At 70.2% G+C, this 21,163-nt stretch carries 18 protein-coding genes; 6 read left to right on the top strand and 12 right to left on the bottom strand.

The features are described 5' to 3' along the window. Positions 1 to 56 precede the first annotated feature (56 nt). Positions 57 to 383 carry a hypothetical protein gene (locus tag CRP55_RS14205; protein ID WP_097320371.1) on the bottom strand — a complete coding sequence of 109 codons (327 nt, stop codon included), beginning with the start codon at positions 381 to 383 and terminating at the stop codon, positions 57 to 59. A 288-nt stretch (positions 384 to 671) separates the two neighbouring features. On the opposite strand from CRP55_RS14205, the gene CRP55_RS14210 reads away from it, so the two are divergent. Next, positions 672 to 2,447: a flavin-containing monooxygenase gene (locus tag CRP55_RS14210; RefSeq protein WP_097320372.1), complete on the top strand. Its 1,776-nt coding sequence runs from the start codon at positions 672 to 674 to the stop codon at positions 2,445 to 2,447. On the opposite strand, the gene CRP55_RS14215 is transcribed toward CRP55_RS14210, so the two are convergent. Further along, a complete protein-coding gene (locus CRP55_RS14215) occupies positions 2,430 to 3,116 on the bottom strand; it encodes an alpha/beta fold hydrolase (RefSeq protein ID WP_097320373.1) in 687 nt (228 codons plus the stop codon). The genes CRP55_RS14210 and CRP55_RS14215 overlap by 18 nt on opposite strands. Positions 3,117 to 3,256: 140 nt before the next feature. Between CRP55_RS14215 and CRP55_RS14220 the strand changes: the two genes are divergently transcribed. Beyond that, the gene (locus CRP55_RS14220) at positions 3,257 to 4,111 is read left to right on the top strand and encodes a substrate-binding domain-containing protein (RefSeq protein WP_097320374.1); all 855 of its coding nucleotides are present in this window, start codon (positions 3,257 to 3,259) and stop codon (positions 4,109 to 4,111) included. On the opposite strand, the gene araA is transcribed toward CRP55_RS14220, so the two are convergent. From araA to CRP55_RS14255, 7 genes are all read right to left on the bottom strand, one after another. Beyond that, complete coding sequence (gene araA, locus CRP55_RS14225) at positions 4,059 to 5,540, bottom strand: L-arabinose isomerase (protein ID WP_097320375.1); 1,482 nt, start codon at positions 5,538 to 5,540, stop codon at positions 4,059 to 4,061. The genes CRP55_RS14220 and araA overlap by 53 nt on opposite strands. A gap of 14 nt (positions 5,541 to 5,554) precedes the next feature. Then, positions 5,555 to 6,211 (bottom strand): L-ribulose-5-phosphate 4-epimerase, encoded by a 657-nt coding sequence (locus CRP55_RS14230; RefSeq protein ID WP_097320376.1) that lies wholly within the window; start codon positions 6,209 to 6,211, stop codon positions 5,555 to 5,557. Next, complete coding sequence (gene araB / locus CRP55_RS14235; protein WP_097320377.1) at positions 6,208 to 7,854, bottom strand: ribulokinase; 1,647 nt, start codon at positions 7,852 to 7,854, stop codon at positions 6,208 to 6,210. Before araB ends, CRP55_RS14230 begins: the two co-directional genes overlap by 4 nt. After that, positions 7,854 to 8,867, bottom strand: coding sequence for a galactofuranose ABC transporter, permease protein YjfF (yjfF, locus tag CRP55_RS14240; protein ID WP_097320378.1), 1,014 nt, complete (start codon positions 8,865 to 8,867; stop codon positions 7,854 to 7,856). Before yjfF ends, araB begins: the two co-directional genes overlap by 1 nt. Continuing rightward, positions 8,864 to 9,898, bottom strand: a complete 1,035-nt coding sequence (locus CRP55_RS14245; RefSeq protein WP_097320379.1) for an ABC transporter permease — start codon at positions 9,896 to 9,898, stop codon at positions 8,864 to 8,866. Before CRP55_RS14245 ends, yjfF begins: the two co-directional genes overlap by 4 nt. Next, positions 9,895 to 11,421 (bottom strand): sugar ABC transporter ATP-binding protein, encoded by a 1,527-nt coding sequence (locus tag CRP55_RS14250; protein WP_097320380.1) that lies wholly within the window; start codon positions 11,419 to 11,421, stop codon positions 9,895 to 9,897. The genes CRP55_RS14245 and CRP55_RS14250 overlap by 4 nt, the downstream gene beginning before the upstream one ends. Positions 11,422 to 11,489: 68 nt before the next feature. Continuing rightward, positions 11,490 to 12,449, bottom strand: coding sequence for an ABC transporter substrate-binding protein (locus tag CRP55_RS14255; protein ID WP_097320706.1), 960 nt, complete (start codon positions 12,447 to 12,449; stop codon positions 11,490 to 11,492). Positions 12,450 to 12,786: 337 nt separating this feature from the next. Here CRP55_RS14255 and CRP55_RS14260 point away from each other — a divergent pair, with 337 nt between their 5' ends. Beyond that, positions 12,787 to 13,776 (top strand): LacI family DNA-binding transcriptional regulator, encoded by a 990-nt coding sequence (locus CRP55_RS14260; RefSeq protein ID WP_097320381.1) that lies wholly within the window; start codon positions 12,787 to 12,789, stop codon positions 13,774 to 13,776. Here CRP55_RS14260 and CRP55_RS14265 read toward each other — a convergent pair. Then, complete coding sequence (locus CRP55_RS14265) at positions 13,773 to 14,321, bottom strand: GNAT family N-acetyltransferase (RefSeq protein ID WP_218854420.1); 549 nt, start codon at positions 14,319 to 14,321, stop codon at positions 13,773 to 13,775. The genes CRP55_RS14260 and CRP55_RS14265 overlap by 4 nt on opposite strands. 452 nt (positions 14,322 to 14,773) lie before the next feature. Between CRP55_RS14265 and CRP55_RS14270 the strand changes: the two genes are divergently transcribed. Next, complete coding sequence (locus tag CRP55_RS14270) at positions 14,774 to 15,775, top strand: LacI family DNA-binding transcriptional regulator (protein ID WP_097320382.1); 1,002 nt, start codon at positions 14,774 to 14,776, stop codon at positions 15,773 to 15,775. On the opposite strand, the gene CRP55_RS14275 is transcribed toward CRP55_RS14270, so the two are convergent. Then, entirely contained in the window at positions 15,758 to 16,036 is a 279-nt protein-coding gene (locus tag CRP55_RS14275; protein WP_097320383.1) for a hypothetical protein, read from the bottom strand. The two genes, CRP55_RS14270 and CRP55_RS14275, sit on opposite strands and share 18 nt — an antisense overlap. Before the next feature lie 224 nt (positions 16,037 to 16,260). On the opposite strand from CRP55_RS14275, the gene CRP55_RS14280 reads away from it, so the two are divergent. Next, positions 16,261 to 16,797, top strand: a complete 537-nt coding sequence (locus CRP55_RS14280) for a response regulator transcription factor (RefSeq protein ID WP_218854426.1) — start codon at positions 16,261 to 16,263, stop codon at positions 16,795 to 16,797. On the opposite strand, the gene CRP55_RS14285 is transcribed toward CRP55_RS14280, so the two are convergent. After that, positions 16,794 to 20,261 carry a hypothetical protein gene (locus CRP55_RS14285; protein WP_143234608.1) on the bottom strand — a complete coding sequence of 1,156 codons (3,468 nt, stop codon included), beginning with the start codon at positions 20,259 to 20,261 and terminating at the stop codon, positions 16,794 to 16,796. The genes CRP55_RS14280 and CRP55_RS14285 overlap by 4 nt on opposite strands. On the opposite strand from CRP55_RS14285, the gene CRP55_RS14290 reads away from it, so the two are divergent. After that, a complete protein-coding gene (locus CRP55_RS14290; RefSeq protein ID WP_143234610.1) occupies positions 20,260 to 21,123 on the top strand; it encodes a cation:proton antiporter in 864 nt (287 codons plus the stop codon). The two genes, CRP55_RS14285 and CRP55_RS14290, sit on opposite strands and share 2 nt — an antisense overlap. The last annotated feature ends 40 nt before the right edge of the window (positions 21,124 to 21,163 follow it).

Consider the following 21,163-nt stretch of genomic DNA (forward strand, 5'->3'; position numbering starts at 1 on the left):
CGACGTCATCTGGGCACTGCTGCGCGACGGCCGCGAGTTCCATTCCTCACCGCCGATCACGGCGAAGGCGGCTTGACACGGTCATTGAAACTCCTCCGCAATGCTTCAAGAACCTGGGCCGCTCGGGAACCGCCCACGAGCATTCCCAACTCGACCAGGACCAACTTCTCCTCGAGCGCGCCGACGCCGGCGATCCGATCAGCCACCTGCTCCACCACGTCGTCCGGCGCGTTCGGCGACCACAACGCCAACGGCGCCAACGGCGTGGCCAACACCATCCCCGGATCCAGATCGCCGGGAACATCGACCGGCAGGTAGTCCAGCCGGGCCTGATCACGGACGAACCGGCCCGGATAACCGCCGCCCAGCGGCCACAGCACCACCTGCTGGATCCGGTGACTCGACCGGCGGTACTTCTGCGCCAGGCCGGCCCAACAACGCCTTGTACAACCCGTCGTAGTCGCGGGCCGGCGACGCCCGCGGCGCCACGACACCAGAAGTCACGCTCTCGCCCATCTGCTTCCCCCATTCCGCGCCTGACATCGATGCGGAGACAGCTTCCCGCACTCCGTGACTACTAGTCAAGAGACTCGTTGCTTCGCGCCTAGTGTTGCCGATGCAATGTGTTGCAACTCTGTTGCGGGCGGCGTGCATGCCGGTTTCGTGGAGGTATGACGCAGACCCTCGGCACCTCCCCCAAGCAGCGCGTCGACGACTGGCTGGCGTCGTTCGAGACCGCGCTGAAAGCCCGCGACGTGCGAGCCGCGGCCGCCCTGTTCGCGCCTGAGTCCTTCTGGCGTGACCTCGTCGCCTTCACCTGGAACATCACCACCGCGGAAGGGCGCGACGGGATCACCGACATGCTGGCCGAGACCCTGGAGCAGGCCGATCCCGGCGGCTTCGCCCTCACCGAGGAGCCGACCGAGGCGGACGGTGTGATCGACGCCTGGATCCGCTTCGAGACCGCGACCGGGCGCGGCACCGGGCACCTGCGGCTCAAGCCCGAGGGCGCCTGGACGCTGCTGACCACGCTGCGGGAGCTCAAAGGCTTCGAGGAGCGCCAGGGCGAGCGCCGGCCCCTCGGCGCGGAGCACACCCTGAGCAAAGGACGGGCGTACGGCAAAACCCAGGACGAGCTGGACCCGTACGTCGTGGTGATCGGTGGCGGGCAGGGTGGGATCGCTCTCGGGGCGCGCCTCAAGCAACTCGGCGTGCCGGCCGTGGTTATCGACAAGCACGCTCGGCCCGGTGATCAGTGGCGTGGACGCTACAAGAATCTCTGCCTGCACGATCCTGTCTGGTACGACCATCTCCCCTATCTGCCGTTCCCCTCGAACTGGCCGGTCTTCTCGCCCAAGGACAAGATCGGGGACTGGCTGGAGATGTACACGCGGGTCATGGAGGTGCCGTACTGGTCGTCCTCGACGGTCCGGTCCGCGACCTTCGACGCGGCGGCGAAGAAGTGGAGCGTGATCGTCGACCGGGACGGCGGATCGGTGGAGCTCACCCCGGCTCATGTCGTGTTCGCCACCGGCATGTCCGGCAAGCCCAACCGGCCGGTCATCCCCGGCCAGGACGTCTTCCGGGGCGACCAGCACCATTCCAGCGAGCACCCGGGCCCCGAGGCCTACCGGGGCAAGCGGGTCGTGGTCATCGGGTCGAACAACTCGGCGTTCGACATCTGCGGGGCGCTCTGGGAGCACGACGCCGACGTGACCATGGTGCAGCGCTCGTCCACGCATATCGTCAAGTCGGCCTCGCTCATGGACATCGGGCTCGGCGACCTCTACTCGGAGCGGGCCGTCGCGGCCGGTGTCACCACCGACAAGGCCGACATGATCTTCGCGTCGATCCCGTACCGGATCATGCACGAGTTCCAGATTCCGCTGTACGAGCAGATGGCCGAGCGGGACGCCGACTTCTACGCGCGGCTGGAGAAGGCCGGCTTCCGGCACGACTGGGGCGCCGACGGCTCCGGCCTGTTCATGAAGTACCTGCGACGCGGCTCCGGCTACTACATCGACGTGGGCGCGGCCGACCTGGTCGCCGACGGGCAGGTCAAGCTGGCGCAGGGCCAGGTCGTCCGGCTCACCGAGGACGCGGTGGTTCTCGACGACGGCACCGAGCTGCCGGCCGACCTGGTCGTCTACGCCACCGGCTACGGGTCGATGAACGGCTGGGTGGCCGACCTCGTCGACCCCGAGACGGCCGACCGGGTCGGGAAGGTGTGGGGCCTGGGCTCGGACACTCCCAAGGACCCAGGCCCGTGGGAGGGCGAGCAACGCAACATGTGGAAGCCGACCCAGCAGGAGAACCTGTGGTTCCACGGCGGCAACCTGCACCAGTCACGGCACTACTCGCTCTATCTCGCGCTGCAACTCAAGGCCCGCTACGAAGGGCTGCCGACGCCCGTCTACCGCCTGGCCGAGTCACACCACCGGAGCTGACGCAGGCAGGAAGGCGGCCACTGCGGTGAAGAAGGCGTCCGGGGCCAGGCTGTGGACTCGGTGGCCGACCGGGATCGTCGCCAGCCGGGCGTTCGGCAGCGCGGCCGTCACGGCGGCCAGCCGCCGTGGCGGGATGCAGCTGGTCAGGCCGCCCGAGACGACCAGGGCCGGCTGGGTCACGAGAGCCAGCCGGCTCCACCACTGCGGGTCGGCTCGGGCCACCTGGAGCAGGATCGCGGGCACGGGACGGCCGGCCAGGAAGCGGTCCATCCGGGGCAGGCCGACCCGGCGGGGCGGGGCCGCGATGTCTTCGAGGACCAGGCGGGAGACGCGGTCGGGCGAGTGCTGGGCGACGGCCAGGCAGGCGTACGCCCCGACGGAGTGCCCGACCGCGAGGGCGCCGGCCAGGGAGAAAGCGTCCATCACGCCCAGCAGATCGTCGCGGAGCGCCGAAAGCGCATATGACCCGGTGCGGTCACTTGTCGCATGTCCTCGCAGGTCGACCGCCACGACCCGGTAGCCGAGCGGGACCAGCCGGGCCGCGAAGCGGTCCCACGTGCCGGCGCTGCTGCCGGTGCCGTGTACCAGCAGCGCCGGAACGCCGGACGGGTCGCCCACCGTTCGGTAGCCGAGCCGGACGCCGTTGATCTGCAGGGTGCCGCGAGCCATCCCCGCTGTTTACCAGACGTTCCCCTGACCATGGGCGGAAAGAAACCACGTAACAAGCCCGTAACAGGAGATTGACTCGCCGCGATGAGCCCGACATGTTGGCGTTAACAGGCCCAGCGTGACGGCGCGGAGGAGTTCGGATGACGGTCATCGGCGTGGTCGCGCAGAACTCCATGTTGTACGGACCGTCGAGCATGGTGCAGGCGATCGGCGACGCCGCCTTCGACGCCGGCCTGGCGGTGTCGGTCGGCCACGTCGCCGACTACGGCGCCGAGGCCTATGAGGTCGTCCGCCGCCTGGTCGGCCAGGACGTGGCCGGCCTGATCGTGGTCGCTCCGGTGGCCGCCGCGGCCGATCTGCTCGCGGCCGTGCCGAGCGGGCTTCCCGTCGTGACGGTCGACGGCCTGCCCCAGTGGCGTACCGCCAACGTGGCCGTCGACCAGTACGCGGGCGGCCTGCTCGCCACCCGCCATCTGCTGGCGCACGGGCATCGCACCGTCTGGCACGTGGCCGGCCCCGAGCAGTGGCACGGCAGCCGGGCCCGCGAGGCGGGCTGGCGGGCCGCCCTGGCCGCCGCCGGCGTCGAGGCGCCGCCCGTCGTGCGGGCCGCCTGGTCGGCCGAGTCGGGCTATCGCTGCGGGCAGGCGCTGGCCGCCGACCCCGAGGTCACCGCCGTCTTCGCCGCCAACGACGACATCGCGATCGGGCTGATCCGGGCCCTGGCCGAGCACGGCCGGTCCGTGCCGGGCGACGTCAGCGTGGTCGGCTTCGACGACGTGCCCGAGGCCGGGTACACCCATCCGGGGCTGACCACCGTGCGGCAGGAGTTCGCCGAGGTCGGCCGGGAGAGCGTGCGCCTGCTGCTGGGCGCACGCCGTCCCGAGTCCGTGCAGCTGCGGCCGACCCTGGTGCCGCGGGGCACCGTGCGGCACCGGGTGAAGGTCAGAAGCCGCGGGCCAGCCGGTAGTACGCCTGGTTCCAGCGGACCTCTTTGACGAACTCCCGGATCGTGGTGTCCGCGTCGATCACCAGGAGCTCGCAGGAGAGCATCTCGGCCAGGTCGCTCAGCTCCTCCACGCCGACGGCCGAGGTGAGCACCGTGTGGTGCGGTCCGCCCGCGGTCAGCCAGGCCTCGGCCGACGTGGAGAGGTCGGGGGCCGGCTTCCACACCGCGCGGGCCACCGGCAGTTTCGGCAGGGCCTCGGTCGGCGGCACCACCTCGATGACGTTCGACGTGAGGCGGAACCGCTCCCCCATGTCGGACATGCCGACGACCACGGCCGGGCCGGGCGCCGCGTCGAAGACCATGCGCACCGGGTCCTCGCGGCCGCCGATACCGAGCGGGTGGATCTCGAGCCGGGGCCGGTCGGCCGCGATCGACGGGCACACCTCGAGCATGTGGGCGCCGAGGATCCGCTCCTGGCCGGGCGTCAGGTCGTACGTGTAATCCTCCATGAAGGACGTGCCGCCCGGCGCCATGGCTTTGATCGTGTGCAGCAAAACCGAGGTCTTCCAGTCGCCCTCGCCGCCGAAGCCGTAGCCGTCGGCCATCAGCCGCTGCACCGCGAGGCCGGGCAGCTGGCGCAGGCCGCCGAGGTCCTCGAAGTTGGTGGTGAAGGCGCGGAAGCCGCCGGCGTCGAGGAACTGCCGCAGGCCGAGCTCGATGCGGGCCGCGTACCGCAGCGACTCGTGCCGTTCGCCGCCGTCGCGCAGCTCGGGCGCCACCTCGTAGAGCTCGTCGTACTCGCCGACCAGCTTGTCGACCTCGGTGTCCAGGGCGTCGTCGACAACCTTGACCAGATCATTGACGCCGTACGTGTTGACGGACACCCCGAAGCGCAACTGCGCCTCGACCTTGTCCCCCTCGGTCACCGCGACGTCGCGCATGTTGTCGCCGAAGCGGGCCAGCCGCAACGACCGGATCGCCGCGTGCCCGCGGGCGGCCCGCACCCAGGCCGCGACACGGTCGATCACCCGCGGGTTGCTGACGTGCCCGGCCACCGTCTTGCGGGCCACGCCGAGGCGGGCCTCGATGTAGCCGAACTCCCGGTCGCCGTGCGCGGCCTGGTTGAGATTCATGAAGTCCATGTCGATCTCGGACCAGGGCAGCGCCACGTTGGCCTGGGTGTGCAGGTGCAGCAGCGGGGTGCGCAGCGCGTCCAGGCCGGCGATCCACATCTTGGCCGGCGAGAACGTGTGCATCCAGGCGATCACGCCGATGACATTCGGTGCGGCGTTGGCCTCCCGGATGACCGTGAGGATGCTCTCGGCGCTGGTGAGCACCGGCTTCCAGACCAGCCGCACGTCGAGCGCGGACCCGAGCGTGCCGGCGATCTCCTGCGACTGCGAGGCGACCTGATCGAGCGTTTCGGGACCGTAGAGCCCCTGACTGCCGGTCAGGAACCAGATTTCTTGGTCACTCATTGTTCTCCCCAAAATCAGCGCTGGCCGTAGACGTTCTGGTAGCGGTCGTACAGGCTGTCCACGGCCTCGCCGGGCAGTCGATCGATCGCTCCGAGCTGCCGGGCCAGGAGCATCGTGCGGGCGACGTCCTCGCACATGACCGCGGCCTTGACCGCGGCCTTGGCGCTGGCGCCGATGGTGAAGGGACCGTGCTGGCGCATCAGGACGGCCGGCGAGCGGCTGCCGCGCAGCGTCTCGACGATGCCGCGGCCGATGTCGTCGCTGCCGATCAGCGCGAACGGCCCGATCGGGATGTCGCCGCCGAACTCGTCGGCCATCGCGGTCAGCGAGCACGGGATGGGCTCGCCGCGGGCGGCCCACGCCGTGGCGTACGGGCTGTGGGTGTGCACGACCCCGTTGACCTCGGGCATGTGCCGGTAGACGTAGGCGTGCGACTCGGTGTCGCTGGACGGGCTGTGCTCACCCTCGACCAGTTTGCCGTCGAGGTCGCAGACCACCATGGCGGCCGGGGTCAGCTCGTCGTACGAGACCCCCGACGGTTTGATGACCAGCAGGTCCTCACCCGGCACCCGGGCCGAGACGTTTCCGGCGGTCCAGGTGACCAGGTTCCAGCGCGTGAGGTGCGTGTGCAATGCACAGACTTCGGCTCGTACGGCGTCGAGCACGCTCATGAGAGTGCCTCGTTCCGCAGGTCGCGCAGCCGGTGCAGCACCTTGTTCTCGCCACGCCCGAAGTAGTCGTGCAGCACCGAGTACTCCGCGTAGAGCCGGTCGTAGACGTCGGCCGCGGCCGGGTCGGGCTCGAAGACCGCCTTCTCGACGCGGCCCATGGTCGCCGCCGCGGTCGCCACGTCGGGGTAGGCCCCGGCCGCCACCGCCGCGTGGATGGCCGAGCCGAGCGCGGGCGCCTGATCGGAGGTGGCCACGCTGAGCGGCCGGCGCAGCACGTCGGCGTATATCTGCATGACCAGCGTGTTGCGCTTGAGCCCGCCCGCGGCCACGAACTCGGTGACCGGCACGCCGGCCTGCTCGAACGATTCGATGATCTTGCGGGTGCCGAAGGCGGTGGCCTCGACCAGCGCCTTGTAGATCTCGAACGGCCGGGTGGCCAGGGTCTGGCCGATGATCACGCCGGAGAGGTGGTGGTCGACCAGCACCGAGCGGTTGCCGTTGTGCCAGTCGAGCGCCATCAGCCCGTGCCCGCCGGCCGGCTGCGCGGCCGCCTGCCGCGACAGGAAGTCGTGCACGCTGAGGCCGTCCGCGCGCGCCTGCTCGTGGATCTCCGGCGGCACGCCCTGCTCGACGAACCAGCCGAAGATGTCGCCGACGCCGCTCTGCCCGGCCTCGTATCCGTAGAGCCCGGCCAGGATGCCGCCGTCGACCACGCCGCAGATGCCCGGCACCGGCGCCAGGGCCTCGCCGTTCATGATGTGGCAGGTCGAGGTGCCCATCACGGCCAGCATCTGCCCGGGCGTGATGGCCTGGGCGGCCGGCGAGGTGACGTGCGCGTCCACGTTGCCGACGGCGACCGCGATGCCGGCCGGCAGCCCGGTCCAGGCCGCGGCCTGCTCGGTCAGGTCGCCGGCCCGCTCGCCGAGCGCGGACAGCGGATGGGCCAGCCGGGTCTCGGCGAAGTCGGCGAAGGCCGGGTTCAGCGCCTCCAGGTACGCCTTGTCCGGGTACTGGCCGTCCTGGAAGATCCCCTTGTAGCCGGCCGTGCAGGCGTTGCGGGTCTCCCGGCCGCACAGCTGCCAGATGATCCAGTCGGCCGCCTCGATCCAGCGCTCGGTCCGCGCGTAGACCTCCGGGTCCTCCTCGAGCACCTGCAGGGCCTTGGCGAACTGCCACTCCGAGGAGATCCGCCCGCCGTAGCGGGCGATCCAGGGCTCACCCCGCTCGTGTGCGAGGTCGCTGATGCGGTCGGCCTGCGGCTGCGCCGCATGGTGCTTCCAGAGTTTGGGGTACGCGTGTGGACGGTCCTCGAGAACACGGCACAGCGGCGTCCCGTCGGCCAGCGCCGGCAGCACCGTGCACGCGGTGAAGTCGGTCGCGATCCCGATGACGTCGGCCGGGTCGATGCCCGCGACCTCAAGGGCCTCGGGCACAGCCGTACGGAGAACGTCGATGTAGTCGTCGGGGTCCTGAAGAGCCCAGTCGGGGCGCAGCTGCTGCCCGGTGGCCGGCAGCGTGCGCTCGATGACGCCGTGCGCGTATTCGTGCACGGCCGCGCCCACCTCGGCCCCGTCCTCGACGCGCACCACCACGGCGCGGCCCGACAGCGTTCCGAAGTCGACCCCGATCGTGTAGCGGGACATCACTTCGCCTTTCTGGTGACGAGGCGCTGAAGGACGATGAAGGCGAACAGCAGCACGCCGATCGCCATCCGGGCCCACCACGAGTTGAGGCTCGCGAAGTTCACGATCGTGTTGATCATGCCGAGGACCAGGACGCCCAGCACCGTGCCGAGCACGTAGCCGGAGCCGCCGGTCAGCAGCACGCCGCCGATGACCACGGCCGCGATCGCGTCGAGCTCGGTGCCGGTGCCGTGACCCGCATACCCCGAAGTGGTCGTGATGCTGTAGATCAGGCCGCCCAGGGCGGCGCAGAATCCGCTCAGTGTGTAAACGCCGATCCGCGTACGCCCGACCGGAAGGCCCATCAGCAGGGCCGAGTCGGCGTTGCCGCCGATCGCGTAGACGTTGCGGCCGAACCGGCTCCAGGCCAGCACGACCGCCGCCACGGCCACCACGGCCAGCGCGACCAGGGCCATGCCGGAGATGTAGACGCCCGGCTCGAAGACGATGCGCGTCTCGGCGATGCTGGTCCAGAACTCGTTCGTGATCGGGATCGAGTTCTGGTTGATCAGCAGCGCGATGCCGCGGGCCAGGAACATGCCGGCCAGCGTGGCGATGAACGGCTCCACCTTGAAGAAGTGGATGACCGCGCCCATGCCGAGGCCGAGCACGCCGCCGACCAGCAGCACGACCGGGATCACGACCCCGGCCGGCCAGCCCGCCTGCAGCAGCGTGGCGGCCACGGTCGAGGTCATCGCGATCACCGCGCCCACCGACAGGTCGATGCCGCCGGTCAGGATCACGAAGGTCATGCCGACCGCGACGACCAGCAGGAAGGCGTTGTTGGTGAACAGGTTGAGCAGCACCGAGGGGTGGGTGAAGTTCTCGTAGCTCACCGCGCCGAAGGTGTACATGACGATCAGCAGCGACAGGGTCGCCAGGACCGGGATGTACTGCGCGTTCGGCCGGTACGTGCGCCGGCGGCTGGCCGGGCCGGTCTTGTTGGTGGCCGGGGTCGTGCTGACGTCGATCATGCCGGGACCTCCGCCCGTGCGGCCGGCCTGGGAGTGGACCGGCGGAACAACATGGCCCGGAAGGTCGCCGACTGGGCCAGGCAGAGCACCACGACCACCACGGCCTTGAAGACCAGCGTGGCCTCGGGCGGGATGCCCACCGACTGGGCGGTGGTGTCCAGCGTGGCGATCAGCAGCGCGCCCAGCGTGGTGCCGGCCAGCGAGAACCGGCCGCCGGTCAGGGCGGTGCCGCCGATGACCACGGCCAGGATGGCGTCGAGCTCGATCAGGTTGCCGGCGTTGTTGCCGTCGGCGCTGGAGACGTTCGAGCTGTAGATCAGCCCGGCGATGCCGGCGCAGGCGGCCGACGCGATGTAGACCATCACGGTGAACCGGCGGGCCTGGATGCCGGCGAGGCGGCTGGCCACCGGGCTTCCGCCGACGGATTCCAGGAGCAGCCCGAGGGCCGTACGCCGGGTGAGCAGCACCGTGATCGCGAGGACCACGGCCGCGATCAGCACCGACACCGGCAGGCCGAGCACGTAGCCGGCGCCGATCACCTTGTACGGGCTCGACTGCACGTTGATGATCTGCCCGGACGTGATCAGCTGGGCCAGGCCGCGGCCGGCCACCATCAGGATCAGCGTCGCGATGATCGGCTGGATGCCCAGCACCGCCACCAGAAAACCGTTCCAGAGGCCGAGCACCAGCGACAGCGCGATCGCCGCGACCACGGCCACGGCCACGCCGCCGACGCTGTTCTGGTTGGACAGGTCGCCGATGATCAGGCAGGCCATGGCACCGGAGACGGCCATCACCGACCCGACCGACAGGTCGATGCCGCCGGTCGAGATGACCAGCGTCATGCCGATCGCGACCAGCACCAGGGGCGCGCTGGCCCGCAGGATGTTGACCGGCGTGCCGAACAGGTGCCCGTCCTGGATCCGGATGTCGAAGAAACCGTCGGAGAAGATCAGCGCGCAGAGCAACAGCACCACGAGCATGGCGACCGGCCACATCAGCCGGCTCTTGAGGATCTTTTGCAAGGTCATGAGGTTGCTCCGCTGGCGATGGTCCGCATGATGCGATCGGCGTCGACGTCGCCGGTGTTGTCGAGCTCCTCGACCAGGCGCCGGTCCCGCAGCACCTCGATCTTGTGGCTGAGGCGGAGCACCTCCTCGAGCTCAGCGCTGACGAACAGCACCGCCATGCCCCCGGACGACAGCTCGGCGACCAGGCGCTGGATCTCGGCCTTGGCCCCCACGTCGATGCCGCGGGTCGGCTCGTCGATGATCAGCAGCTTGGGCTCGGTGATGAGCCAGCGGGCCAGGAGCACCTTCTGCTGGTTGCCGCCGCTCAGATTCCGTACGGGAATCTCGGGGTTGTCGGGTCTGATCTGCAGGGCCTTGATGTATTTGCCGACCAGTTGGTCCTGGCGCCGCTTGGCGATCGGGCGGGTCCAGCCGCGCGCCGCCTGAAGGGCCAGGATGATGTTCTCGCGGACGGTGAGCTCGCCGATCACGCCCTCGGTGCGGCGGTTCTCCGACGAGAAGGCGATGCCGTGGGCCATCGCGGCCCGGGGCGAGCGCATCGACACGGGCTTGCCGTCGAGCTCGAGCTTGCCGCTGTCGGCCTTGTCGGCGCCGAACAGCAGCCGCGCCAACTCCGTACGGCCGGAACCCAGCAGACCGGCCAGCCCCACCACCTCCCCCGCGTGGATGGTGAGGTCGAACGGCGCGATGGCGCCGTCGCGGCCCAGCTGTTCGGCCCGCAGGATCGGCTCGCCGCGCTCGATCTGCTCGGCCGACTCGCGCGGGCGGCTCTCCAACTGCTCGAGCGTGGCCAGCTCCTTGCCGATCATCTTGCGGACCAGCTCGACCTGGGGCAGCTCGGCGGTGCGGTACTCGCCGATCAGGGCGCCGTTGCGCAGCACCGTGATCCGGTCGGCGACCTCGTAGATCTGGTCGAGGAAGTGGGAGACGAACAGGATGGCCACTCCGGAGTCGCGCAGCCGCCGCATGATCGCGAAGAGCTGGGCCACCTCGGACGCGTCGAGGCTGGAGGTGGGCTCGTCGAGGATGAGCACCTTGGCCTCGATGTCGACCGCTCGGGCGATCGCCACCATCTGCTGCACGGCCAGGGAGTACGTGTTCAGCGGGGCCGAGACGTCGAGGTCGAGGTCGAGGCGGGCCAGCAGGCCGGCCGAGCGCTTGCGCATCTCGGACCACTGGATGCGCCCGAAGCGGCGCGGCTGGCGGCCGATGAAGATGTTCTCGGCGACCGAGAGGTTGGCGCAGAGGTTGACCTCTTGATAGACGGTGCTGATGCCGGCTTCCTGCGCCTGCAGCGGGCCGGTGAACAGCACGTCCCGGCCGCTCAGCTTGATGTCGCCGCCGTCGATCCCGTACACGCCGGTGAGCACCTTGATCAGGGTCGACTTGCCGGCGCCGTTCTCGCCCATGAGGGCGTGGATCTCGCCGGGCAACAGCCGGAAATCGACGCCGTCGAGGGCGACGACGCCGGGGAAGATCTTCTGGATTCCGGTCATCTCGAGGACCGCGGGTGGCTCACCCATTCATCCACTCCGTTCATGGGCTGGGGGTCACCCCGGTGGCGGCCGGGGTGACCCTGATCAGCGGTCCTTTAGTACTTGCGGTCGGGCAGGGCGGCCTTCGCCTGCTCGGGGGTGAAGGTGGTCTCCTCGGTGAGGATCCGGGTCGGAACCTCTTCGGAGTTCTTGACCTTCTTGACCAGCTGCATCAGCTGTGGGCCGAGCAGCGGGCTGCACTCCACGATGAAGTTGATCTTGTTCTCGGAGAGCGCCGTCATGCCGTCCTTGACCGCGTCGACGGTGATGATCTTGATGTCGGTGCCGGGCTTCTTGCCGGCCGCCTCGATCGCCTCGATGGCACCCAGGCCCATGTCGTCGTTGTGCGCGTAGAGCACGTCGATGTCCTTGACGGACTGCAGGAACGTCTCCATCGTCTGCTTGCCGCTGGTGCGCTCGAACTTGCCGGTCTGCGACGCGACGATCTTAAACTTGGGGTCGGTCTTGATGACCTCCTCGAAGCCGGTCTTGCGGTCGATCGCGGGCGCCGCACCCGGCGTACCCTGCAGCTCGACGATGTTGACCGGGTCCGACTTGCCCTGGTACTCCTTGGCCAGCCAGTCGCCGGCCTTCTTGCCCTCCTCGACGAAGTCGGAGCCGAGGAAGGTCTTGTAGAGCGAGGTGTCCTTGGAGTCGACCGCGCGGTCGGTCAGGATCACCGGGATGCCGGCGTCCTTGGCCTCCTTGAGCACCGGGTCCCAGCCCGACTCGACCACAGGCGAGAAGGCGATGACGTCGACCCGCTGGGTGATGAAGGAGCGGATCGCCTCGATCTGCTTCTCCTGCTTGCCCTGGGCGTCGGAGAACTTCAGGTCGATGCCCTCGGCGGCCGCCGCCTCCTGAATGGACTTGGTGTTGGCGGTACGCCAGCCACTCTCCGCGCCGACCTGCGAGAAGCCGAGCGTGATCTTGTCATCGCCGCCGCCCGAGCCGGAGCCACCGTCGTCGCCGCCACAACCGGCCAGGGTCGAGGCGAGCAGGAGCCCGCCGACCATCGCCGCGGAAATCTTCTTGAGCACAGGGCCCTCCAAATTGTTAACGTTCACGCATTCAGAGATGGTCGTCACCGCGACCGAGAAACACCGAGCGGAGCATCGAGAGGAGAGTCGCGGCCGATCCGGGCACCGCGTTTCAGCAGTGTTACCGTTCTCAAACGCTCCGTCAAGGTTTCGCCATCGGTTTGTTACCGGACCATTGCCCGGGGTGGTGGCGGGCAGATCCGCTATGGACATCCGGGCAGACCTTGTGCGATGTTCACGCTCACAAACTGCCATCGGAGGTTCGTTCTTGCCATCGACCGACGGTGACCGCGGCCGCCCCCGGCTCACGGTCATGCGCGACGTCGCCAAGCTGGCCGGCGTCTCGCACCAGACCGTGTCGCGGGTCCTGAACAACCACCCCAACGTGCGGCAGGAGACCCGGCTGCGCGTGCTCGAAGCCATGCAGTCCCTGAACTACCGGCGCAACCTGGCCGCCCGCACGCTGGTCACCCGCCAGTCCGACACGCTCGGCATCATCGGCTTCGAGACCACGCTGTTCGGGCCGGCGTCGATGCTGTACGCCATCGAGAGCGCCGCCCGCGACGCCGGCTACATGGTCAGCATCGCCTCGGTACGCGACCTGGAACGCCGCCACGTGGTGGAAGCCGTGGACCGCCTCACCCAGCACGCGGTCGACGGCGTCATCGCCATCGCCCCGAAGCTGACGGTCACGAACGCCCTGGCCCAGGCCCCACCATCACTGCACTGTGTGGCGGTCGGCACGGCCGGCGAGCCGGACGCGGCCCCCACGGTCGGCATCGACAACACGGCCGGCGCCCGCCTGGCCACCCAGCACCTGCTCGACCTGGGCCACGCGACGGTCCACCACGTGGCCGGCCCCGCCGACTGGCCCGAAGCCCAGGAACGGGTGGAGGGCTGGCGCGACACCCTGTACAAGGCCGGCGCCGTGGTCCCCCCGGCCGACCCGGGTTGGTGGGACGCCGAGTCGGGTTACGCCCGGGGCCGCGTCCTGGCCGCCGACCCCCAGGTGACGGCCATCTTCTGCGCCAACGACCGGATAGCCCTGGGCGTCCTGCGGGCCTTGCACGAGACGGGCCGCCGGGTCCCCGACGACGTCAGCATCATCGGCTTCGACGACATGCCCGACGCGGGCTACTTCCTGCCCCCACTGACCACGGTCCGCCAGGATTTCCGCGAGCTGGGCCACCGGGCCCTGGCCCTCCTGCTGGAACACATGGCCGGCGACTCCACCACCGACCAGGTCCTCGTGACGCCCCACCTGGTCCCCCGGGCCAGCACCGGCCCTCCCCCGCTCCGCTAGCTCAAGTCGGCCGGGATCAGCGAGTAGATCGCCAGGTCGACCCGGCCCGAGGGGACGATGCCGGCGTTGCGGGCGACACCCTCGTACGCGAAACCGGCCCTCTCGGCGACCTTGATGGACGCCTCGTTGCCCGGCGCGATGCGCAGAACCACCCGCTCGAAAGCCGCCCCGGTCAGCACCCAGCGCGACAGCGCGACGGTCGCCTCGGTCATCACACCCCGGGCGCGGGCCGCGGGCACCGCCCAATAGCCGATCTCGGTCGCCCGATGCCGCCAGTCGGTCTTCTTCAGATCGATCATCCCGGCCAGATCGCCGTCGCACTCGATCGCGCGGATCAGGCCGGCACCGCTCGCCCGCACCGCCGGCGCCTTCTCAGCCACGAAGGCCAGAGCTTCATCCCGCCCGTACGGATCGGGAAGCGGCAGCCAGCGCCGCGTGACCGGATCCGACACAGCGTCCACGATCGCGTCCACGTCACCCGCGGGCGGCGCCCGCAACGTCAGCCGGCCCGTCCGCAGCACCACATCAGGAAACAAATCCTCCACCACTCGACGATCTTCACCCACGCCCACAAACCGCCCCCACGGCTCTCCCCCACCGGCCTTCGGTTCGATGTCCCGGGGACGCTGATGGCGGCCTTCAGGTTCTACGCTGGCCCGCGTTGGCCCCGCGGGAGCGTAGGAAGCGGGCGCGTTCGGTCGCCCAAGGCGGCCCAGCATGACGACGTGCCACCGGAAATCGGGCCGCTCGTCATAGCGCCGCGCCACGCGGCCGCCGGTCCCGCCTCACGGCTCAGCCGGCAAGCCCTCACCCTTCTTCGCTCCGCCCGTCGGGCCACCGCATGGCGCGCCGCCCTCTCCCCAGGGACGCGCCCGCGGTGTGTGCTGCGTTTCCTTGGCGCGTCTCGCGACGGGGGCGGGCTTCGCGCGGGACTATCCTTCCGGCAACAGCGAGATGTGGGGTGCGGGTGAGGGTCAAACGCGAGCGGCCGCCGGGCATGATGGATGTCGCCCGGCTGGCCGGGGTGTCGCACCAGACCGTTTCGCGGGTGCTGCACGAACACCCGAATGTCAGCGAGCCGACCCGGCTCAAGGTGCGCGCCGCGATCGCCGAGCTCGGCTACCGGCCCGACCGTACGGCCCGGGCTCTCGTCACCGGCACCTCCGGCGTGATCGGTGTGGTCGCCCCGAACACCGCGCTCTACGGTCCCGCCTCCATGCTGAACGCGTTCGAGCAGGCGGCGCAGGACAGCGGCTTCGCCGTGAACGTGGGCAACGTCCGTACTCTCGACGAACGCTCCATAGCCCACGCCGTCGAACGCCACCTGGACCAGCGCGTCGCCGGCCTGGTGGTGATCGCCCCGGTGACCAGCGCCGAGTCGGCGCTGGCGGCCCTGCCCGCGGACATCCCGCTGGTCACCATCGACGGCGACCCCCACCGCTCCAGCACGAGGGTCACTGTCGACCAGGTGGCCGGCGGCCGCGCCGCCACCGAGCATCTGCTGGCTGCCGGCCACGAGACCGTCTGGCACCTTTCCGGCCCGCAGGACTGGTTCGACGCCAACGGCCGCGTCCGCGGCTGGGAGGAAGCGCTGCGCGCGGCCGGCGTCGAGCCACCCCCGCTGCTGATCGGCGACTGGAGCGCCGAGTCCGGCTACCGCAACGGCAAGCTCCTGGCCCGCCTCCCCGAGGTGACAGCGGTCTTCACCGGCAACGACCACATGGCGCTGGGCCTGCTGCGTGCCCTCAACGAGCAGGGCCGCCGCGTCCCCACCGAGATCAGCATCGTCGGCTTCGACGACGTGCCCCAGGCCGCCTACTACACACCCCCACTGACCACCGTCCGCCCCGATTTCGTCGCCGTGGCCCGCGCCGGCATCGACATGCTGCTGACCCAGATCGAGACCGGCACCGCCCCGACCGTCGCCCGCCGCGTCATCACACCCACCCTGATCACCCGCGAGAGCGTGGCCCCGCCGCCGTCACTCCGGCACGCGTAGCCAGGACAGCAGCACCCAGGCGACCTGTTCGTCCGACACCGGGCGCCGCGAACGCCGTAGCGCGGCCCCGATCCGGCGCGGGTTCAACTTCGGGCGGCCGAGCCGCCTGATACGTCGCTTCGCGGACCGAATGATCGCGTCTATGACCTCTGGGGAAGGTCGTTCCTCCATCGCCGCGGCCATCTCCCGCATGGTCGGCAGAGGCAGGCTGAGGCGTACCAGCTTTCCGGTCTCATCGTCGTAAACCATGCGCACCCCCACCGTCGACGCTAGGAACGGCCCAGGGCGCGGGTCTACGACTGATACATGGTCCTGGTCCTGTCAGGTTCGGTCGCACCCCTGCCACGGCCGGGCCCTCGACGGCCATACGGGATGATCCTGGAGGCCGGCGGCCCGAAGGTGACGCCGCGGGGAGAAGGGATCATGCCACGGCACGAGTTGCGGTCGTCGATCCCCTGCCGCTGTTCCGGGAGGGCGTCGTCACCGTGCTCGCGGCGGCCGGTCACCACACGGAGACACCGGCGGACGTCGTCGAGTGGGCCGCGCGGCCCACGTCCGACCTGGTGCTGCTGACCATCGCCGGCGCGCCACAGTGGCGGGTGCTCGCCCGGATGCGCGAGGCCCGGAGCAAGCCACCGGTCGTGGCCGTGATGGACGCGGCTTCCCCGAGGGAGGGCCTTCGCGCCGTGCGGGCCGGCGCCCGCTCCGTCGTGTCGCGTGACGCCGCTCCGGCCTCCCTCCGGCTCGCCGTGGAGGCCACCATCAGCGGGCAGTCGGTGCTTCCGGCCGCGGTGGCCGGGCTTCTCGCGGCCGGGCCGGCCGCGGACCCGGAGACCGTCCCGCCCGACCGGATCGGGTGGCTGAGCCAGTTGGCGGCCGGGGCGACAGTGGCCCGCCTGGCCACCGAGGCCGGCTACTCGGAGCGCGCGATGTTCCGGCTGCTGACCCGGCTGTACCGGGAGATGGGCGTGAACAACCGCATCGAGGCCATCATGCGGGCCCGCGACCGCGGCTGGATCTAATCCAGGGCGTCGATGGCCGGTCCCAGGAGCCCGGGACTGCCACCGGACCGGTCGAGTTTTTCGAGAAGGAATCTCAAACGGGTGACCAGGCCGGGCGCGTGCGGCCGCCTCGGAAGGTCGGTCATGCGGAACGTCTCGACAGCCGCCTCGACGTCGCCGCGGCCGTCGACCGCCAGGCCGCACTGCGCGAAGCCCCGCAGATGCCGGGCGCCGAAGTCGCCGGGGCCGCTGTCGATGCGCCGGCCGTCGATGGTGTCGCGCATCCCGATGTCGGCCGCGATGCGCGCCTCGGCCTCCTCCAGAAGGTCGTCGAAGTGCTGGCCGGCACGGCGATCGCCGGTCAGCCGGGCGGTGAGGGCCAGAAGACCGTGCACGACGAGATGGCGGCCCCGGCTCCGGTAGCGGTCGGCCCGGATGATCTCGCGGGAGGCCTCCGGGTAGCGCCCGGCCCTCAGGTGGGCCACGCACAACGTGGTGCGGGCCTGCAGGAGGATCGCGCCGTCGTGCACGCGGCGCGCGAGATCGGCCGCGTTCCGGGCTGTGGTCACGGCCTCTTCGACTTCGCCGTCCGCGAGCCTTTCGGCCAGGCGCAGATCGGCCAGCCCGTCGAGGTAGGCGGCGCGGTGCCAGTCACGCCCGCTCTCGGCCAGCAGGCGGGCCTTCTCCAGCCACTTGTGGGCCTCATCCCTCCTTTCCTGCTCGGCGTTCCAGCGCGACAGCCGCACTGCCAGGCCGACCGCGGCGGTCCGGCCGTCGGTGCTCGTGCCCGCCCTGGCCGGATCTTCGGAGGTGGCGGCGGCGAACGCCTCGGCGGCGCGATCGATCGCGGCCGAGAAGTCGCCCCGCCGCCGGTGGCAGTCGGCCAGGCCGGTGATTGAGCCCGCGACGGCGTCCCGGTCGCCGGCTTCGGTTGCCTTCTCCCACGCGTACTCGAAGTGGCTCTGAGCCCGGTCGATGTCGTTGGCCGCCCATTCCATCGCGGCCAGATTGGCGTGCAACCGGCCCAGGACGCCCGGTGCGGCGTCCGGTCCGGCGAGCTTCAGGGCGTTCCCGTACGCGATCCCGGCGGCGCCGCGCCGCCCGAGGTCGACGTAGATGCCGCCGAGCGCGCTCTCGTTGGACATGGCGAGTGCCGGGTCCTCGAGCTCCTTACGAATCCGTTCTCGCTGTTGGCGCAGCAGGGTGGAACAGTTCCACTCCCCCAGGTATCCGTCGAGCTCGGAGATCAGCTCGACCGCGGACGGGTACTCCCCCGCGTCGAGCAGGCAGTCGAGCTCGGCGAAGTGATAGCGCAGGTCGCTGACGGAACGGGGGTCGTGGACCTCATGGACCTCGAGGGCCTCGGCGGCGTCGAAGAACAACTGCGAGCGGTCCGGCTTCGGCACCTGGTCGAGGATGACCTTGGCGTCCGCCGGTGAGAGCCAGTACAACCTTCCCTGCCGCAGGACGAGGCCCTGGCGGTGCAGCTTCGTCAGCGACGGCTGGGCTCCGGGCACGAGTTCCGTGACCGCTTTGGCGGGCACCGGCGTGCGCAGGGCGGCCAGCGCTCGCAGGACGTCCTGTGAGCGCTGCGGCAGTCCCGGTACGAGGACCTCGATCAGATGGCGCACCGGGCGGTGCCGGTTGTCGTGCAGACTGCCGATGAGCTCGGGCAGGGTCATGACCGCCGCGTCGCCGACGACGGCGCAGATGAGCTCACCGGCGTGAGCGTTGCCCCCGGCGTACTCCCAGAGCTGCCGCCGCGCGGCGACCGGGAGTGCGTCGAGGTGGCCGCCCATGTCCGGGTGCTTGTCGCGGACCAGGGTCAGGAAGTCATCCTGCTCGAGGGCGGGCACCACCACCGTGTCGTCCGGCCATGGCCGAGCCGCCGAGAGCACGGCGCCGTGCCGCGTCTCGAGAACGACCGACACGCGATGGTCCGGCTCGTCGGCGAGCATGTCGAAAGCGTCAGCCAGGTCCGGATCGTCGATCCGGTGGGTCTGATCGAGCAGGTTCTCGGCGTACTCGACGGCGACGACGACCGGGGTGTCACCCAGCCGGTCGAGGACGGACTCGAGCTGCACCAGCGCCGACCCGCTTCCCTCCTGAGCCGGGCCACCGATCAGCTCGACCAGGGTGCGGACGTCGAGGTGCCGGACGTGGTACCGCCGCGGCGCACGCTCGACCCCGGCCTTAGCGGGCACGCTCCGGATGGCGACGTCGATCAGCTTGCTCTTGCCGACGCCCCTCTCCCCCTCGACGGACACGACGCCGTGCGGGCCGTAGGCCAACCGGTCGGTGAGCGCCTCACGCTCGAAGAACCGGTCGATGATCTTCGTCTCGGCGGTGTCGCTCGCCGGCGCCGGCATCCGCGGGATCGAGTCCTTGCGTTTCTTCTGGATCTCGGTGAAGCCCTTGGCCGCGGCCACCGCGAGGTCGTAACACCACTGGCGCGCCTTCTCCGGGTTCTTGGTTCGCGGGTCGCGGCCGGTGTGGCGGAGGGCGACCCCGGCCAGCGCCAGCAGGCACTGCTCGCGCCAGTGCCCGGCGAAACCCTTGCTCTCGGGAAAGGCGGCGGCGCAGGCGGCGTGGACGGCCCGGCTGACCTCGACGAAGTCGGCCGCCTTGACCGAGATGCCCTCCTGATCCGGGTCGACGATGGCTTTCAGGAAGTCGCGGCGCTGCGCCGGCCGGTCGTCGAACTCCTCCAGCGCCATCGCCACCAGCAGATGCATCGGGTCACGGGCGAGCGGAGCGTCCGGCGCGAAGTGGTCGAAGTCGATGAGCTGGAAGCCGGCCGACGTCACGGACGGCACGGCCGGGATGAGGATGTTGCGCGTGTTCAGGTCGCCGTGCGCCCTGCCCACGAACACCTCCGGCATGATCCAGCGGCCGGCCTCGCCGGCGAGCAGCGACACTGGTGCGAGATTGCGGGGCGCCGTCTTGCGGATCCATCGCAGAGCCCGGCCCCGCTTGGGGCCGACGATGCCGCCGACCACGGAGCGGACCGTGCGCGGCTCGGGCCGGGGCTCGAGGTCGTTCCATTCCCCGATCAGCGAGGCCACGATCGTGCGGTAGTCGACGGCGCGTTCGGCGGCCCGCAGGTCGCGCAGGGATTGCAGCGCCTCGATGTTGTCACCGGCGACGCGCATGAGCACGGCGCAGCTGTCGTCACCCAGGACGATCGTCTCGTCCCCGATCTCGACCAGATGCCGCCGCACGAAGGCGTTCTGGGTGGACAGGGCATGGCGGAGCTCCTGCGCCTGCCGGTTGGTGCAGAACTTGAGGATGCGGTGCTCGGCACCCGGGTTCCGGCGGATGACGCTCGCCACCGGGCTGCCGCTGCGCCCGGCGTCGAACCACCTCCGATGCTCGAGGTCGAAGTGCCATCGCCTTCTCAGCTCGGCGTCGAGAGCATCGACGAGCGCAGCATGATCTTTCCCCGCACCCTGAAGCCATCGCTGCCGATCGATGAGTTGCCCCATGGGCCACAATGTAGAGGGCAACGGACATCAACTGAATCGGCCGTACGACGGGAGCATTCTCATGTGGGTCGGCGCCTGGCGGCCGCGCGGGCTGGTGGCACTGGCCGGCGCGCTGTTCGTGCTCGCGGTCGGCGCGGCGGTCGCCGGAATCGTCCTTCTGCGCGGCGCGCCCTCGTCGGCCAGCACGTCGTTCGAGATCGGCAAATGGTTGCTGCAGCTGGGCACGGTGCTCGCGGGCACCGGCTTCATCACCGCCGTGCTGCGGCAGGCCGAGGTGACGCGGGCCAAGCGCGAGGCGTGGACGACGATGCTGCAGGACCTGGCGGTGGGCCAGGACGCCGTCGAAGGCGCGACCATGCGGCTGATCTCGGATGCCACCGCGGAGACCTACGCCGATCTGATCGAGAAGTGCCGTGAGTTGCGCACGCTGTTGCGGCGCATCATGGCCCTGCCCGAGGCCTACCAGCACGACTCGGAGCTGCGCCGGCAGCTCCACCGGATGCGGGTGTACCTCAAGCCGCTGATCTTGGAGTACGAGCGGCACTACCTGCGGGTCGTCCGGCAGCACCGGCTGGACGAGATGATCCTCGAGGCACGTCTGCAGGAGTCGGTCAAGGACTCGCGGCGGCGGGCCGTGCCCACCCTGCCCGCGCCGCTGGGGCAGCCGCTGGGTGTCGGGCGCCTGCTGAGCGACGGCCGGGAGTTCCCGGCCCTGGCCACTCTGCGCGGCGACTTCAACCGGGACGAGATCGAGTTCTTTCCGCACAGCGAGATCGACGAGGCGTACGAGAGAGTGAAGGCGCTCCTGCGCCGGCACATCGGCATGAAAGGACGCCGCCCCGCCGCCATTCCGAAGCCCTAGTATCGATCTCTGTCACGTGTTAGCGTTCACACGTCCCGAC

It is taken from the genome of Paractinoplanes atraurantiacus (genome assembly GCF_900215205.1).
Classification (GTDB): domain Bacteria; phylum Actinomycetota; class Actinomycetes; order Mycobacteriales; family Micromonosporaceae; genus Actinoplanes; species Actinoplanes atraurantiacus.

Excerpts from the sequence above, each read along its gene's own strand:
- CRP55_RS14260 (WP_097320381.1), top strand. The coding sequence starts at position 12,787 with ATGCGCGACGTCGCCAAGCTGGCCGGCGTCTCGCACCAGACCGTGTCG.
- CRP55_RS14270 (WP_097320382.1), top strand. The coding sequence starts at position 14,774 with ATGATGGATGTCGCCCGGCTGGCCGGGGTGTCGCACCAGACCGTTTCG.
- CRP55_RS14250 (WP_097320380.1), bottom strand. The coding sequence starts at position 11,421 with ATGGGTGAGCCACCCGCGGTCCTCGAGATGACCGGAATCCAGAAGATC.
- CRP55_RS14245 (WP_097320379.1), bottom strand. The coding sequence starts at position 9,898 with ATGACCTTGCAAAAGATCCTCAAGAGCCGGCTGATGTGGCCGGTCGCC.
- CRP55_RS14255 (WP_097320706.1), bottom strand. The coding sequence starts at position 12,449 with ATGGTCGGCGGGCTCCTGCTCGCCTCGACCCTGGCCGGTTGTGGCGGC.
- CRP55_RS14230 (WP_097320376.1), bottom strand. The coding sequence starts at position 6,211 with ATGAGCGTGCTCGACGCCGTACGAGCCGAAGTCTGTGCATTGCACACG.
- CRP55_RS14290 (WP_143234610.1), top strand. The coding sequence starts at position 20,260 with ATGGGCCACAATGTAGAGGGCAACGGACATCAACTGAATCGGCCGTAC.
- CRP55_RS14210 (WP_097320372.1), top strand. The coding sequence starts at position 672 with ATGACGCAGACCCTCGGCACCTCCCCCAAGCAGCGCGTCGACGACTGG.
- yjfF (WP_097320378.1), bottom strand. The coding sequence starts at position 8,867 with ATGATCGACGTCAGCACGACCCCGGCCACCAACAAGACCGGCCCGGCC.
- CRP55_RS14220 (WP_097320374.1), top strand. The coding sequence starts at position 3,257 with ATGACGGTCATCGGCGTGGTCGCGCAGAACTCCATGTTGTACGGACCG.
- araB (WP_097320377.1), bottom strand. The coding sequence starts at position 7,854 with ATGTCCCGCTACACGATCGGGGTCGACTTCGGAACGCTGTCGGGCCGC.
- CRP55_RS14285 (WP_143234608.1), bottom strand. The coding sequence starts at position 20,261 with ATGGGGCAACTCATCGATCGGCAGCGATGGCTTCAGGGTGCGGGGAAA.
- araA (WP_097320375.1), bottom strand. The coding sequence starts at position 5,540 with ATGAGTGACCAAGAAATCTGGTTCCTGACCGGCAGTCAGGGGCTCTAC.
- CRP55_RS14215 (WP_097320373.1), bottom strand. The coding sequence starts at position 3,116 with ATGGCTCGCGGCACCCTGCAGATCAACGGCGTCCGGCTCGGCTACCGA.